Origin of the sequence: Diaphorobacter sp. ED-3 (genome assembly GCF_027625375.1) — a bacterium.
In the GTDB taxonomy this organism is placed as follows: domain Bacteria; phylum Pseudomonadota; class Gammaproteobacteria; order Burkholderiales; family Burkholderiaceae_C; genus Diaphorobacter; species Diaphorobacter nitroreducens.
The window spans coordinates 2,990,346-3,004,868 of sequence record NZ_CP115182.1; the positions used below are offsets into that span (position 1 = coordinate 2,990,346).

The 14,523-nt window shown below is 66.2% G+C and carries 11 protein-coding genes and 1 riboswitch; of the genes, 3 read left to right on the forward strand and 8 right to left on the reverse strand.

Annotated elements, in window-relative coordinates:
* Positions 1-40 precede the first annotated feature (40 nt).
* The 8 genes from PCQ86_RS14545 to cbiB all read right to left on the reverse strand — a co-directional run bounded on the left by PCQ86_RS14545 (position 41) and on the right by cbiB (position 12,189).
* Complete coding sequence (locus PCQ86_RS14545; protein ID WP_270174067.1) at positions 41-2,854, reverse strand: bacteriophage N4 adsorption protein A; 2,814 nt, start codon at positions 2,852-2,854, stop codon at positions 41-43.
* Between the two features lie 13 nt (positions 2,855-2,867).
* Positions 2,868-5,093, reverse strand: coding sequence for a cyclic di-3',5'-guanylate-activated glycosyltransferase NfrB (gene nfrB / locus PCQ86_RS14550; protein WP_270174068.1), 2,226 nt, complete (start codon positions 5,091-5,093; stop codon positions 2,868-2,870).
* 12 nt (positions 5,094-5,105) lie between these two features.
* Positions 5,106-6,266, reverse strand: coding sequence for a non-hydrolyzing UDP-N-acetylglucosamine 2-epimerase (wecB, locus tag PCQ86_RS14555; RefSeq protein ID WP_270174069.1), 1,161 nt, complete (start codon positions 6,264-6,266; stop codon positions 5,106-5,108).
* A 278-nt stretch (positions 6,267-6,544) separates the two neighbouring features.
* Positions 6,545-7,603 (reverse strand): nicotinate-nucleotide--dimethylbenzimidazole phosphoribosyltransferase, encoded by a 1,059-nt coding sequence (gene cobT, locus PCQ86_RS14560; RefSeq protein ID WP_270174070.1) that lies wholly within the window; start codon positions 7,601-7,603, stop codon positions 6,545-6,547.
* Positions 7,604-7,707: 104 nt separating this feature from the next.
* The gene (gene bluB / locus PCQ86_RS14565; RefSeq protein WP_123675944.1) at positions 7,708-8,469 is read right to left on the reverse strand and encodes a 5,6-dimethylbenzimidazole synthase; all 762 of its coding nucleotides are present in this window, start codon (positions 8,467-8,469) and stop codon (positions 7,708-7,710) included.
* 45 nt (positions 8,470-8,514) lie between these two features.
* A riboswitch (cobalamin riboswitch) is annotated at positions 8,515-8,706 on the reverse strand.
* A gap of 30 nt (positions 8,707-8,736) precedes the next feature.
* Complete coding sequence (locus PCQ86_RS14570; protein WP_270174071.1) at positions 8,737-10,218, reverse strand: cobyric acid synthase; 1,482 nt, start codon at positions 10,216-10,218, stop codon at positions 8,737-8,739.
* Positions 10,215-11,219 (reverse strand): aminotransferase class I/II-fold pyridoxal phosphate-dependent enzyme, encoded by a 1,005-nt coding sequence (locus PCQ86_RS14575; protein WP_270174072.1) that lies wholly within the window; start codon positions 11,217-11,219, stop codon positions 10,215-10,217. The genes PCQ86_RS14570 and PCQ86_RS14575 overlap by 4 nt, the downstream gene beginning before the upstream one ends.
* Positions 11,212-12,189, reverse strand: coding sequence for an adenosylcobinamide-phosphate synthase CbiB (gene cbiB, locus PCQ86_RS14580; protein ID WP_270174073.1), 978 nt, complete (start codon positions 12,187-12,189; stop codon positions 11,212-11,214). Before cbiB ends, PCQ86_RS14575 begins: the two co-directional genes overlap by 8 nt.
* A gap of 127 nt (positions 12,190-12,316) precedes the next feature.
* Here cbiB and PCQ86_RS14585 point away from each other — a divergent pair, with 127 nt between their 5' ends.
* Genes PCQ86_RS14585 through PCQ86_RS14595 form a run of 3 tightly spaced genes read left to right on the forward strand, consistent with a single transcriptional unit; the run spans position 12,317 to position 14,515 of the window.
* Positions 12,317-12,919 (forward strand): GspH/FimT family pseudopilin, encoded by a 603-nt coding sequence (locus tag PCQ86_RS14585; protein WP_252100948.1) that lies wholly within the window; start codon positions 12,317-12,319, stop codon positions 12,917-12,919.
* Between the two features lie 2 nt (positions 12,920-12,921).
* Positions 12,922-13,608, forward strand: a complete 687-nt coding sequence (pilV, locus tag PCQ86_RS14590; protein WP_088886297.1) for a type IV pilus modification protein PilV — start codon at positions 12,922-12,924, stop codon at positions 13,606-13,608.
* A gap of 10 nt (positions 13,609-13,618) precedes the next feature.
* Complete coding sequence (locus PCQ86_RS14595; protein ID WP_148665117.1) at positions 13,619-14,515, forward strand: PilW family protein; 897 nt, start codon at positions 13,619-13,621, stop codon at positions 14,513-14,515.
* The last annotated feature ends 8 nt before the right edge of the window (positions 14,516-14,523 follow it).

Genomic DNA, 14,523 nt, shown 5'->3' on the forward strand with positions numbered 1-14,523 from the left:
ATATTTATTGAAGCAAAATAAAAACTATCGGTCGCTGACGTCAGAAGACCAGCGCAGCGCGCAGGAACACGCCCTTGCCCCGCTCGTCCCCCGCAAGGCGCGCGCGGTACTGCAGCGACAGGTCCAGGTACGAACGCGGCGCGTTGTAGCGGTCCTCGCGGAACCAGCGGCGCAGCGCAATGCCCACGCCCGCGCCCGCAGCGCCGTTGTAGCCCGCGGCCGTGCGTGCGGAGTTGTAGTCCACACCCACCACCGCGTGCGGGAACAGCACCAGGCGCGAGTCCGCATCCCCCATGCGGAAGCTGCGCCCGGCCTGCGCCTCGAAGGTCACGTAGTCCTGCTTGCGCTGCAGGAACCGCCCCGCCTCCGCATAGACGTTGAACGTGAACCAGTCCGGAACGTCCACGCGCAGGTCGGTGCCCACGCCGTAGGAATAACCGGCGCGCAGCAGCCAGTCGCTGAAGGACAACGAGCCGATGCGGATGCGCCGCTCGGCGGACAACACGAGGCTGTGGTCGCGCAAAGGCTTGGCGCGCACGCCCAGCGCACCTTGCGTGGTGTCGCTGCCGCTCGTGCCGCCGTGGCGGCTGTAGACCGTCTGCACCACGCCGCCATAGATTTCCCAGAAGCTGCCGTCGCGATAGCCCTGCGGGCGCCAATAGGCCTCCCCCACCAGTTGGGCGGCATCCCGGTACAGCCCGGGCACGGGCGAGATGGAGCCGGGAGACATGCCCCGGTAACCCAGCAACGCATTGATGCCCCAGGTGCGGGTGCGGTCCGCCAGCTCGCGCCGGGTGGCGAACTGCTGGCGGGGCGTCTGCTCCAGCCGTCCCGCTTCCACCGCATCGATGGTCTGCTGCAGGTAGTAGATGGCGCGGTCGTTCTCGGCCAGGCGGCTCGCGGTGTAGGCGCCGTCGGGCAACGCGGCGGCCGGCAGCGCGTCGTTGGCGTGCGCGCGGTCGAACACGGCCAGCGCGGTGCGGTCGTCGCCCACCCGGGCAGCGAGGTAGGCCAGATCGGGGTCTGCGCTGCCCGCGAAATCCGGCCCCGCCATCGCGTGTGCGAACTGCTGCACGGCCTCGTCGCGTCGGCCTTCCTGCAGCAGCAGGTTGATTTCACTCGACAGGGACAGGCCTCCTGCCTGCAAGGCCGCGCGCGCATCGGCAGAGGCCTGCTCGCGCCGCCCCAGGTCGTGGTACACCCGGCTGCGTAGGGCTAGCATCTCCGCCCCGTCGGCGCGCGACTGCAGGGTGTCGTCAGCCTCGCGCAGAGCCTGCTCCACCTGGCCCGCGGCCACCAAGGCCTGCAGCCGCAACAGGCGGTACGGCAAATGCGCAGGCTGCAGCCGTGCGGCTTCCTCGGCCTTGGCCGCGGCCAGTCCATAGTCGCGCTCGGTATAGGCGCGGAACGCCTCCTGCGCCACGGCACGCGCAGGGTCCGGCGCGTCCTGCCCGGGCCACACTTCGCAGCCGGGCGCCTGGGCGCTGCCAAAGCAATTGACAACCGGCAAGCGCAGGGAGAACGTCTGCACGGATGCGGCCGAGATCGGCCGGCGCGTGGCGGCCCGTATCTCGGCCTCTCGCCCCGACACATCCACGGCGCCGCCTTGCGCCAGCGGCTGCAGCAGGGCTTTAGCGCGTTCGGGCTGGCGCTCCGCGAGCGCCGCATCGGCGGCGATCACCCGGTAGTTCTGCTGCTCGTGCGGCGCAAGATCCGGCCTGCCGATCACACCGTCGAAAACCCGCGCCGCATCGTCCGTCTGCCCCTGCGCCTGTAACGCCGCGCCACGCAGGACCTGCAGTGCCGCGCCATCGCCCTGGGCCAGGCCCTGCTCGGCCACCTGCTGCGCCTGCGCATGGCGGCCCGCGGCCAACAGCAGGCCTACCCACTGCAGGCGATACGCCGGCACACCCGGGGCTTGTTCCGCTGCCGCCTGCGCATGGGCAAGGGCATCGCTGGCGCGGCCCTGCCGCTGCGCTTGCGATGCGGCTTCGAACTGCGCATAGGCGTGGCGCTGCCGCGCGGTGTCGCCCAACGCCTGCCATTGCGTATCGCCTTGCGGGGCGAAAGTCAGTTCCGCTTCCCGTGCCTTGGCCTGTGCCTCCTCGTACAACCCGTTCTCGATCAGCAGGTAGGTCAGCAGGCGCTGGTAGTCAGCATTGGCAGGGGCGGCCTGCGCGGCCTCGCGCGCCCACGCCAGGGCGGCGGGCAACTCTGCACGCTCCACCGCTTCGTAGGCACGGCTGGCAGCGGCATAGCCCGGGGCGCCGTCGGCCCGCCGAGGCCGTGGCACCTGCGCCATGCGTCGCTGCGCACGCACCGCAGGCGCAGGCTTGGCAAGCTGATCGGGCGGCGCCGCAATAGCCGGAGCCGCCGCAGGCGTGCCGTGTTCCGACGCAGGTTCGGGCGCGGTCGCGGAAGGCGCAGCAGCGAGCACTGGCGCGGCGGGTGCTGCCTCGGGCTGCGCGACGACCGCGGCGCTTTCCTGCACGGGTGCGGGTGGGGGCTGCAATTCGCGCAGTGCCTGGGCAATGCGCTCATCGCCCGGATGGCGTGACCTCTGGGCCCGCAGCAACGCCGCAGCACGCGCGGGCTGGCCAAAACGCTGATACGCCTGGGCCAGGTTCAGCGCAATCGCGGTGTTCTCTGGAGCGAGCCGGTGGGCATGTTCCAGCTCGGCAATCGCGCGCGTGCCGTCGCCGCGGGCCATCGCATCGAAGGCCTTGTCGATGTGGGGATAGACCTGGAACCGCTTCAGCGGACTGATGTCGGGGCCCAGGTCCAGGGTCTGCGCCGGGGCACCCGTGGAAGCCAGCATGACGGCGAGGGCAAGAATGCGGGGGGCGAAATTCATGATGACGGCCTTCTCAAGCAATGGCCCGGACGGTGGGCTGCGCATTGGCGCGGCACAGCAGTTGCTCCATGGTGACCTGCAGCTGCTGCTGCAGCTGCAACGCCTCCTGCACGGCCGACTCCGTCAGAACGCCATGCTCCACGAGGAAGGCGCCCAGGCTGGCATCGGACTTCTCCTTTTGCAGCAGCAGGGCACCCAGCACCGCCTGGTCAATCTTGCCCACGGCCAGAAGCACGTCGCCCAGCAGCAACTGGCGCGAGAGATAGCGGGGCCAGATGCCCCGCGCCTCTTCGGCGGTAACGCGCTGCTGCTGCACGGCCTGCGCCAGCAGGTCGCGTGCGGGTTCTGTGCCGTGGTGTGCATACAGGCGCCGCAGTTCCACGGTGACCTCGCCCTTGGGCACGATGACGTAGCGCACGGTACGTCCCAGCTTGCGCTCGATGGCAGCCAGCGACACCGGGTCGATCGCCGCCTCGCTGGCCACCACCAGGACCCGCCCCTGCTGGCGCAGCGGCACGACGCTATAGCGCAGCGCCACGGCCGCAGGCACCAGTGCCGCCAGGTCGCTGTCCACGGCCTGCCCTCCCAGGGTTTCCCATGGCACGCCGGCCTGCTCGGCAACCGCCGCAGCCAGTTGCTGGGGCGTGATGACGTCACGGTGCACCAGCGCTGCGCCCAGACGCAGTCCGCGCACGGGATGCTCCAGCGCATCAAGCAGTTGCGCCTCGGTCAGGGCGCCTTGGTGGACCAGGATCTGCCCCAGTGCGCGATGCTGACGCGGCCCTTCGCCCAAGAGGGGAAATTCGTGGTCCGTCTTGACCCAGGCCATGCGCCGCAGGTCCTTGGCGCGCCATGCCTGGGCCAGCGCCCGCCAGGCGGCAAGGAAGTTGATGAAGTTGCCCCACAGCAGCCGAGGCACCGACAGCAATCCCTGCACCACGCCGTAGTAGCTGGTGACGAAAAACACGCGCTGCACGATGCGGTTGAACATGAGCACCAGGTTGGCCAAGAGCAGCGCATAGAACCACCAGTCGCCTTCGAAGACCGAGAGGAACCGGTAGGCATCCGGCACCAGGCGCTGGTAGAGCCAGATGCCGATCAGCTGCATGGCCAGCAGCGTGGCCGTGAAGCTGGCGAAATTGGTGATGATTCCCTTGCGGTCGCGCCAGAGGAAGTAGTTCAGCATGGCACTGTGCGTCCAGCGCAGCGTACGAAAACCCTGGATGACGATGCCCGTGATCCAGCGGGACTTCTGCCGGACGGCGGCGGCCACGGTGTCAGGGAAGAATTCGCGCACGGAGATGACGCTGGCCTCGCGTTCGCTGCGCAGGGGCACGCGCTCCGGCGAGGGCGCGCGACCAATGTGATCGTCCTCCTCGACGGGAAAGCGCACGAACACCTCCTGCATGCCCAGCTGCTTGAGGCGAAAGCCGATGTCGTAGTCCTCAGTCAGGCTCTGCGTGTCAAAGGCAATGCCGTCGCCCTGTTGCAGCAGGGCCATGATGGCGCGACGGCTAAAGCACGTCCCCACGCCCGCGCTTGGCACCTGGCCCACCAGGGCCTCGCGCACCACGATGTCCTTGCCGTGCAGCTCCGCAAACTCGTCAAGGTAGTGCCCGCCGGTGAAATCGTTCCAGGGCCGCTCCAGCGGGTACACGGGCAGCTGGATGAGGTCCTTGCGGTTGACCAGGTAGTTGAACAGCCGCAGCTCCAGCTTGGAGAGCACGTCCTCGGCATCGTGCAGGATGAAGCCTGCAAAGCGCACGCCAGAACGCTTTTCAAACTGCAGGATGGCGTCCACCACATTGTTCAGGCAATCGGCCTTGCTGGTCGGTCCGGGACGCGCGCAGACCACCGTGTGCACGTTGGGAAAGCGTGCACGCACCTGCTCCACGTCGGCATGCGTTTGCGGGTCGTTGGGATAAGTGCCGATGAAGATGTGGTAGTTCTCGTAGTCCAGCGTGGTGGCGGCCAGTTGCGCCATCTGGCCAATCACGCCATGCTCCTGCCAGGCGGGCACCATGATGGCCAGCGGCTTCTCCTCGGCGTCGTAGAGCGTCTTGTAGTTCAGCGGCGCGTGGCGTGCGTACACCGTGAAGGCGCGCCAGACGCGGCGGACCCAGTAGGCGATATCGATGAACAGGTCATCCAGGCTGCTGATGAAGATGACGACAGCCACCCCGATCGCCACCATCTTGAGCAGGTAGAGATAGGCGGTAAAAACATCTATCCAGGACATGGTGCGGCTCCTCTAGACACTCAGGGCCGCAACCGCGGGCGCAGCCGCATGTGCGGGCGCGGGCGCGGGCGCCAGCATCTGCTCCAGCCGTGCCACGATGCGCTGGGACGCCTGGCCATCCCCAAAGGGGTTGGCTGCGGCCTGCATGCGGCCGTAAGCCTCTCCGTCGTCCATCAGATGGCGCACGGAGCGCACGATCAACTGGCGGTCGGCCCCGACCAACGCGGCGCAGCCCGCATCGATGACCTCCGGCCGCTCGGTTTCTTCACGCAGTACCAGCAGCGGCACCTTGAAGGTCGGCGCCTCTTCCTGCAGACCACCCGAGTCCGTGAGCAGCAGCCAGGCATCGGCGATCGCCTGCTGCATGGCCAGGTAGTCCAGCGGCGCCGTCAGGCGCACATTGGGCAGCGCGCCCAGGTGCCGGTGCACGGGGTCGCGTACCACGGGATTGAGGTGCACCGGGAACAGCACGGTCATCCACGGGAACTCGCGGGCGATGTCGGCAATGGCCGCACACACGTTGTCGATGTCAGGCCCCCAGTTCTCGCGCCGGTGCATGGTGACGAGGATATGGCCGCGACCTTGCACACGACGGCGGATGTGATGGCGCTCGCACACCCACAATTGCGCGTCCACCACCGTATTGCCGGCCACCAGGATGTCGCGCGAGGCGATCCCCTCACGCTCCAGCGCCTGCGCTGCACGCAAAGTGGGCGCGAAGTGCAGGCGGCTGATGCGGCTGATCATCTGCCGCAGTCCTTCCTCGGGGAACGGGCGGCGCAGGTTGTAGGTGCGCAGCCCAGCCTCGACATGCAACACCGGCAGGCCATGGGAGAAACCCGCCAGCGCTCCCTGGAACGCGCTTTCGGTGTCGCCCTGCACGATGACGGCGCTCCAGGGCTGCTGCCCCATCACGCCTTCCAGTTGGCGGCGGCACCCGAGGCTGAAATCCAGGAGCGTGCTTCCCTGGCGCTCGAGCACATGGTCGGGCCGGATATCGAAGCAGTCCAGCATCTGCACGGCCATGTCGCTGTGCTGGCCGGTGTGCAGCCACACGGGGCGAACACTTTGCGCGCCTCGCAGGGCGTGATATACCGGTGCCAGCTTGATGATCTCGGGGCGCGTGCCGGAAATGATCAGGACGGGAGCGGGCTGTTCATCGATGCAAGTCATAAGGTGCCTCTCTTCCCTTCAACCTATCGATCAGCAGCCCCCGGGGGGCACTGCCGCGTCGCCGCTGGCGACACGCGCCGTGATCTTCACGCACCCTTACCAGAGTTTCAATAGGTCACTTTGGTGGAGAAGATTCTTACCGCATTTTCATCAATTGGCAAATTCGATCGATAGCATTTAACTATTTACCCAGTGCGTGATAGGACGGCGTCTGGTTGCACAGCCCCTTCGAATTCCTCATGCGCCCGTCCTGAAGATGGCAAGTGCCGGCAAGACACTTAGCGCATCGCTCCGTCCACCCCGGCCGCTTGAAAACTTGCCATCTCGCGCAGCACGCGGCATGCCGACTCCAGCAACGGCCAAGCCAGAGCGGCACCTGAGCCTTCTCCCAAGCGCAGCCCCAGGTCCAGCAGCGGCTGCGCCTGCAAAGCCTGCAGCATGTGGCCATGGCCCCGTTCGCCGGAGCGATGGGCAAACACACAGCGCTGCAGCACGGCAGGCGCCAGGCGGACGGCCACCAGCACAGCCGCGCAGGTGATAAAGCCGTCGACCACGATCACACGACGCTCGGCGGCGGCCTGCAGCACGGCGCCGGTGAGCGTGGCGACTTCAAAACCACCCAGGGCGGCCAGGGCCTCCAAGGGCTGCGTAGCACCGGCGTTGGCCGCCAGCGCCTGCTCCAGCACGGCCTGCTTGCGCGCGATGCCTGCCGCATCCAGTCCCGTACCGGCACCCGTGCACTCGGCCAGCGGCACGCCTGCCAGACGCGCCAACAACAGCGACGCCACGGACGTGTTGCCGATGCCCATCTCGCCCAGCAGCAGCGCGTTGCCGGGCATGGCGCGCACGATATCCATGCCGTTGCGCAGCGCCTGGGCGCACTGCGCCTCGGTCATCGCAGGGCCGACGCTCGCGTCCTGCGTGCCCGCCGCCACACGGCAGTGCACCAGACGGGGCGCACCGGGGACGGCGTCGCGTGCGGGTACTTCGCGCGCCACGCCACAGTCGGCCACGGTGAGCTGAAGGCCGTGCTGGCGCGCCAGCACGCTCACGGCTGCGCCGCCTGCCAGAAAGTTCTCGACCATCTGCCAGGTCACGTCGCTCGGGTAGGCCGATACGCCCTTGGCCGCCAGGCCATGGTCGCCCGCGCACACCAGCATCTGCGGCGCCTGCAGCATGGGTGATTCGGTACCTTGGATCTGGCCCAGACGGAGGGCGAGTTGCTCCAGGCGCCCCAACGCACCCAGTGGCTTGGTCTTGTTGTCCAGCTTGTGCTGCAGGGCCTGCGTCAGCGGCAGATCGGTGAGGTCAGCAACGAAAGGCAGGTCGGTGATCATGGCGTGTTTCGATTGTCAAAAAAGGTCCAGCGCAACCCCGACTCACGGGGCGCACATCCAGAAGTGGCCGTATTGCGGGGCGGGCCCCATGCGTTGTGGCTGGCTTATGCCGGTGCGGTCTGGCGACTGCACTGCGCCGCAGCCTGGTCGCACCGCAGATGCGCGATGAGCGGCTGCTGGTCGTCGCGCTGCCCCCATTGCTCGAAGTACACCAGGTCTTCCACGGGCAGGCGCGGAAGCCAGCCAGCGGTTTCCAGTTCGGGCTTGGCATGGAAGTGGCTGACATAGCCGACACACAGGTAGGCGATGGGGGTGATACCCTTGGGAATACCCAGCGCCTGCTGCAGGTCGGCCTGGTGAAAGATGCTCACCCATCCCACCCCAAGCCCTTCGGCGCGCGCGGCGAGCCACAGGTTTTGCACGGCACAGACGCTGCTGTACAGGTCCATGGTTTTCATGTGGGTACGCCCTACCACCACCGGACCGGTGCGCTCGCGGTCGCACGTGATGCAGAGGCCGATGGGCGACTCCAGAATGCCCTCGAGCTTGAGACGCTGGTACACCGCGCGCTTGTCGCCCTCGAACATACCGGCCGCTTCGGCATGGGCCTTGGCGAAGGCATCATGCACCCGGCGCTTGGTGTCCTGCGATCGCACCACCAGGAAGTTCCATGGCTGCATGAAGCCTACGGAAGGCGCATAGTGCGCCGCGGTCAGGATGCGGCTGAGCACCTCGTCCGGTACCGGGGTGGGCAGAAACTGCCCCCGCACATCACGGCGTGAAAAGATGGTGTGGTAAATGGCGTCGCGGGCCTCTTGCGTAAAGGCGTGAACGCTTTGCGTGGCTTGCGCCTGCGCGGTATTCATGGCAGTCCCCTGTGCGTGAATAGGTCGCACGCTGCCTGGCCTTGCAGCGCGATGAACGTTCAGGCCGGTCTTCTGGCTTGGATTCATCTGACCCGCCGCGCCTTCCCGGCCTTGGCAGCCAGTGGCATTGAGCGGGGGTCATCTTCCTTACAGCGTTGGGCACGCGGCGGACTCCAACCGCCTTCCCGATTCTCCCTTTGCCTTGCGGCAGCGGGCACCTGAGGACGGGGATGATAACAACCGCAGTTCAACCGCAGTTATCGTCCTTTACTGCACAGCGAGGGCATCCAACGCCCCGGGCTCGAAGTGCCGTGCGATGCCGGCGGCCAGCCCCTCAAACACCGCATCCATTGTCGGAGCGTCGGCACCGAACAGCGCCCGCAGCACGGTTGCGTCCTCGAACAGGCCGTGAAGGTACAGGCCCAGCACATTGCCCCCGGGGTTCTGCCACGCCAACCCGGGAATGAGTTCGCGCGCCACATCGCCGCTGGCTGCCATGGCCGGGTGCTGAGCAGTCTGGCCGTGGTGGATTTCATAGCCTTGCACAGCCACGCCGGCGAGATGCCGCCAGGCGCCTTGTACGGCGCCGAAGCACTGGCGCGTGGGCCGCACGGTTTTGGTGGCCTCGAAGCTCGTCACCAACGGCAGCAGGCCCAGGCCGGGGCCATTGCCGTCCACCCCCACGGTGTCGATCAACGCCTCGCCGAGCATCTGCAGTCCACCGCAGACTCCGAGCACACGGCCACCGCGTGCCGCATGCGCGGCAATCGCCGCGTCCAACCCCTGTGCGCGCAGCCAGGCCAGGTCAGCCGCCGTGGCCTTGCTGCCGGGCAGGACGATCCAGTCGGCGCCCTCCACATCCGCGGGGCTGCGCGCCCAGGACAGACGCACACCCGGCACATTTTTGAGCGGCTGGAATTCGTCCAGATTGCTGATGCGCGGATACGCCACCACGGCGATGCGCGTATGCACGGCACCCGCGGCGGTGGAGCGCATGTCGAACACGCCGTCCTCCTCGGGCAGGCCGTGGTTCCACTGCATCGGAATGGTGGCGACGACGGGCACGCCGGTCTTGTCCTGCAGCATTTGCGGCGCGGGCGCCAGCAGTGCCTCGTCGCCCCGGAACTTGTTGAGCACGAAGCCTGCGATGAGCGCGCGTTCTTCCTCGGGCAGCAACGCCCATGTGCCAAACAGGTGGGCAAAGGCGCCGCCGCGGTCGATATCCGTCACCAGCAGGCAGCGCGCCTCAGCATGGCGCGCCACGCGCATGTTGACCACGTCGCTGGCGTGCAGATTGATCTCTGCAGGCGAGCCCGCGCCTTCGATGACCACCACGTCGTTCTCGGCCCGCAGTGCGTCCAGCGCCGCCGCGATCTGCGGCCACACACGCTGGCTGCGGCCGCGCCATGGCAGTTGCGAAAGCTCATCGCTCACCTGACCCAGCAGCACCACCTGGCTCTTCGTGTCCGCTTCGGGCTTGAGCAGCAGCGGGTTCATGCGCACGTCGGGCACGGCCCGCGCTGCCAGCGCTTGGAAATACTGGGCACTGCCAATCTCGCCGAACTGCTCGCCCGGTGCAGCCACCACGCGCGCGTTGTTGCTCATGTTCTGCGCCTTGAAAGGCGCCACCTTCAGGCCCTGGTTGCTGTAGTAGCGGCACAGCGCGGTGGCCAGCCAGCTCTTGCCCGCGCCGCTGGTGGTGCCCAGCACCATGACGCAGCGCGCCGGCCCGGGTCGGGTCTTGTTCATTGCGATTCCTTGTAGAGGCGCCACGATACCTCCAACGCCCGCTGCGACTGCGGTGGCAGCACGCCCAGGCGCACATGCCCGGGCAGGCCAAACGAGGTGCAGTCGCGCAGCTTGACGCCACGCGAGCGCAGCCATTGCAGGAAGGTCCCCACATCTTGCACCGGCGGACATGCCGTGAAGAAGTTGGCGAGACTGCCCGGCGCAACGGCCCAGCCCTGGGCCGCGCACAGCGCCAGTTGCGCGGCCTTCCATTCGCGCAGGGTCGCCAGCGATTGCGCGAGCCATGCCTGCGTATCCGGCCGGACCCAGGCCGCCAACAGGGCAACACCGTCGGCACCGACCGGCCAGGAGGCCGCCAGCGCCCGCACAGCGGCGACACTGCCATCGGCGACCGCGGCACTCGGCGCAATGGCATAGGCCGCGCGCACGCCGGTCAGGCCCAGCGCCTTGTTGGGCGTCCACATCTGCCAGGCGGCATCAGGCGCTACGGTGGCGGCTCCTTCCAGGCGCAGGGGTGCATAGGCGCAGTCCAGTATGCGCAACACGCCGACAGGGGCCGGGGCGCACCACGCCGCCAGTGCAGCATCGGTCGTTCCCAACGGGCTGGCGGGCTCGCACGCCCAGTGCAGCGCCGGCTCAGAAGAAGGTGTGTGGCGGCAGTCCAGCTCCCACACCTGGGCCGCGCAGGTGTAGTCGCCGTAGCCATGCGCGGGCACAACGACCTGGCGCACGCCGCTGCGTGCCGCGTGCGCGGTGATGCGATGAATGAACTCGCTGGCGCTGGCGGCGAGCACCACGCGCTGCACCGCCACGCCGTGGAACGTGGCGATCTGCGCGCGCAGCGCGGTGTAGGCCGGGTCGGGGTAGTGGGTGAAGTCACTCTGCCGGAGCGCCGCGATGGCCTGCGGACAAGGACCGCAGGCGTTGGCGTTGGTGGAGAAGTCATGCAGCGGCACGCCCAGCGCATCCGGGCCGCCGTGCTGTGGCGCATGGTCAGACATGGGTGTGCACTATAGCTATCAATAACAGAGCTGTTACCGCAAGCACCACAAGCGCTAGCAGTGTTTTTGATACCAAATGCACCGCACGCTGCGTGTCCGCGGCCTGGGGCGCACGCCCGGGGGCGTTCAACACGTACACACCTGGTTTGGAAAGGCGCACCCCCAACGCCAGCGCCATCGCCCCCATGGGCCACCCGCCGTTGGGCGACGGCGTGAGACGCGACTGCGCGCGCAGATCAGTCAAGCGGGCGCCGTTGCCACGCGACACACCCCACAACAGCACCGCCGTGATGCGCGCGGGCAGCCAGGACAGCACATCGTCCGCACGCGCCGCCCACTTGCCCGCCCATTGCCAGTAGCGCCCACCGCGCATGCCGGGGTATCCCCACATAGCGTCGGCCGTATTGGCAAAGCGGTAAAGCGCCGCACCGGGCAGGCCCAGCAGCACGAACCAGAACAGCGGCGCAATCACGGAGTCGCTGAGATTCTCGGCCAGGGATTCAATGGCGCTCTCGCGCACGGCCGCCGCATCGAGCCCTTGCACATCACGGCTGACCAGCCAGGACAGTCGCTCGCGCCCCGCATCCAGCGACTGCGCCAGCGCATCTTCCACCGCCAGCACTTCCCCGCGCAGCATGCGCCAGGCCAGCAAAGGTTTCAGCAGCAATCCCACTACGAGCGCTGCACCCCAGACGGGAAGCAACGTGATGGCGACCCACTGCAAAGCGCCGGATACTATTAAAACGATAGCTGCCAGCGCACACCAGACAAGCGCTGCAGCGCAAAAAGACCGCATATCCCGGCCTGTGGCCTGCAGCGGCGCGATGCGCATCCCTGCCCACCCCAGCGCCCGCCCCATCCACACGACGGGGTGAAAGGCAGCAGGGGGCTCGCCCCAGCGGCCGTCAATGGCCAGCGCCAGCAGCAGGGCGCAAGCCAGGAGGAAAGGATCCAAAGTCCAGAGCGGCATGGGGCGAGCCTACCGTGAATACAGATGCTCACCGATTAGTGTCCCTGCTTACCGTTCGTCTGGGTCGTCGCTCCACCCATCCATCCAAATGATGCCTAGTAAGCGTGTCATTCATAGCATGTTGAGCATGCGACCCTTGCACTCCCCTCGCTCCTCACGGCCCGCTCAGCCCTATCACCCAAGACACTCCGCTCGGGGTTTCACAGCCATCGAGTTGTTGGTCACCGTGGCTATTCTGGGCGTACTGGCCGCGCTGGCTGGTCCCAGCTTTACACCGCTCATTGAGCGCTGGCGCGTACGCCAAGCAGCGGAGGAATTGCAATCCACCTTGTATTACGCACGCTCCGAGGCCCTCAAACGAGGCGGGCGCGTCGCCATACAAAAGCTGGCCAACACCTCTGGTGGCTGTCAAAACGCTGGAACGACCCAGGACTGGGGTTGCGGTTGGATCATCTTTGAAGACCTGGACAGCAATGGCACTTGGAAAAGCTCCACCCCGCAAGAGCCGAAGTTACGGGAGATGCAGTTGGAAGGTAATGTCAACGTCACACGGCATCCCGGTGGCAACTCTATCAAGATCGACCGTTACGGCATGGCAAACGGCAATAACACCTTGCGCTTTGTCCTCTCACCTGCGGCAACCGGGGTGAGTTCCCCTGCCGTCACCACCTTATGCCTGAACGCAGGCGGACGGATCCGCATCCTGTCTGGCGAAGTCAACTGCAACTGACCATGACACACAACGCTGCCATCTCCCCATTCGCCCATCAACGCGGCATCACCCTGATCGAATCGCTGGTCGCGATCGTGGTCATGGCTCTGGGAATTCTGGGCATCCTGGGAGTGCAAATGCGCACGCTCGCCGACACCCAAGGAGGCGTGCGGCGTGCGCAAGCCATTCGGCTGATTGAGGATCTGGGCGAACGCCTGCAGAACAATCCCGACGCGCTAGGCAACCTGAGCAAGTACACAGAAAAGCCCACGAGCAGCGACGACTGCGCAAGCGGGGCCTGCGCACCCGACCGGCTGGCCACCTATGACATCAAACAATGGCATTCCAGCGTGGGCGAAACACTGCCCAACGGCAAGGCCATTACGTTCATCCCCAAAGGCGGTCCGCGTCAACTGGGCGTTTTAATTGCCTGGAACGAAAACCGCTACAACCAAAACGGCCAGAGTTTCTCAGACGCCGACACAACGGCAATAAGAAACCGCATCTTAGGCGCCTCCGATGCCACCACCACCAGCCCGACACTGGCCACGGATGCTGATGACAACCCAGTGCGGTGCGTTGACCCAGATGACCCCAATAACGCGGACAAAACCAAAGGGCTCATCTGTCACCTGCAGTACATCCAGCCCACCCAGCGCTGCACACCATGGGGTGTAGGTGGCGGCACCCTGTACTGCCCCAATTGAGCGTGCTTATATGAAATACGATTTCGCCCCCTCGAAGACCGTGCTATCTAACGCGCATAGAAGACGCATCCGTCTTGCTATTAGCCAGCAAGGCGTGACATTGCTCGAACTACTGGTGGGTATAGCCATCGGCCTACTGGTTGTGGCCGTCGCATTGGGCGCACTGATGGTATCGCGCGGTATCACGGGAACGGTATCAGAGGCGACGTCCCTACAGCAACAAGCTGCTTATGCTTTCCGCGTGATAGGCCAACAGATCCGACAGGCCGGCAGCATGGAGTTGAATCTCAATCCCAGCATCGCCCTCTCCCCCGCGTCGGGAGCCAATCCCGCGATGAGTCCCGTCGCCTTCGACGCGCCCGATCCCACTGGAGTGCGGCCTCCATTCGTACGCGCGTCCAGTACGTTGACGGGAACAGCCACGCCCCTCAGCTTTACGGTGGGCTACCAGAACTACACCGAAGCTACCGTAGCGGCGTCCGACACGTCGCTGCTGCGCGATTGTCTGGGACAAAACCCCGCGCTCGGTGCCAGCGGCAGCTTGGGGGACACCCCTGTTCTCACAAGCCAATTTGAGCGCGACACCACCAAAAACGAACTTGTATGCAGTGGCGCTGGCGGTGGCGGCAAGCAGACCATTATGGGCAATGTCACGGACATGCAAGTTCGCTACGTGGAGCAGGCTCCAGGAACAACCACTCTGAAGTATCTACCTGCAAATCCGCTCCCGAGCAGTTGGACCAACATCTATGCGATAGAGGTATGCCTTGAACTGACCGGCAACGAACCCGTCTCCACGCCAGACGCTACATACAAGAATTGCAGCGGCGCCGACACAGCCTACGGCAACCGACTCAAGATGATTTTCCGTACTGTCTACCAAATTCGAAGCCAAGGGCAGGTCTAGGAAAGCTG

Coding starts and splice junctions, on each gene's coding strand:
- PCQ86_RS14545 (WP_270174067.1), bottom strand. CDS start 2,854: ATGAATTTCGCCCCCCGCATTCTTGCCCTCGCCGTCATGCTGGCTTCC.
- nfrB (WP_270174068.1), bottom strand. CDS start 5,093: ATGTCCTGGATAGATGTTTTTACCGCCTATCTCTACCTGCTCAAGATG.
- wecB (WP_270174069.1), bottom strand. CDS start 6,266: ATGACTTGCATCGATGAACAGCCCGCTCCCGTCCTGATCATTTCCGGC.
- cobT (WP_270174070.1), bottom strand. CDS start 7,603: ATGATCACCGACCTGCCTTTCGTTGCTGACCTCACCGATCTGCCGCTG.
- bluB (WP_123675944.1), bottom strand. CDS start 8,469: ATGAATACCGCGCAGGCGCAAGCCACGCAAAGCGTTCACGCCTTTACG.
- PCQ86_RS14570 (WP_270174071.1), bottom strand. CDS start 10,218: ATGAACAAGACCCGACCCGGGCCGGCGCGCTGCGTCATGGTGCTGGGC.
- PCQ86_RS14575 (WP_270174072.1), bottom strand. CDS start 11,219: ATGTCTGACCATGCGCCACAGCACGGCGGCCCGGATGCGCTGGGCGTG.
- cbiB (WP_270174073.1), bottom strand. CDS start 12,189: ATGCCGCTCTGGACTTTGGATCCTTTCCTCCTGGCTTGCGCCCTGCTG.
- PCQ86_RS14585 (WP_252100948.1), top strand. CDS start 12,317: ATGCGACCCTTGCACTCCCCTCGCTCCTCACGGCCCGCTCAGCCCTAT.
- pilV (WP_088886297.1), top strand. CDS start 12,922: ATGACACACAACGCTGCCATCTCCCCATTCGCCCATCAACGCGGCATC.
- PCQ86_RS14595 (WP_148665117.1), top strand. CDS start 13,619: ATGAAATACGATTTCGCCCCCTCGAAGACCGTGCTATCTAACGCGCAT.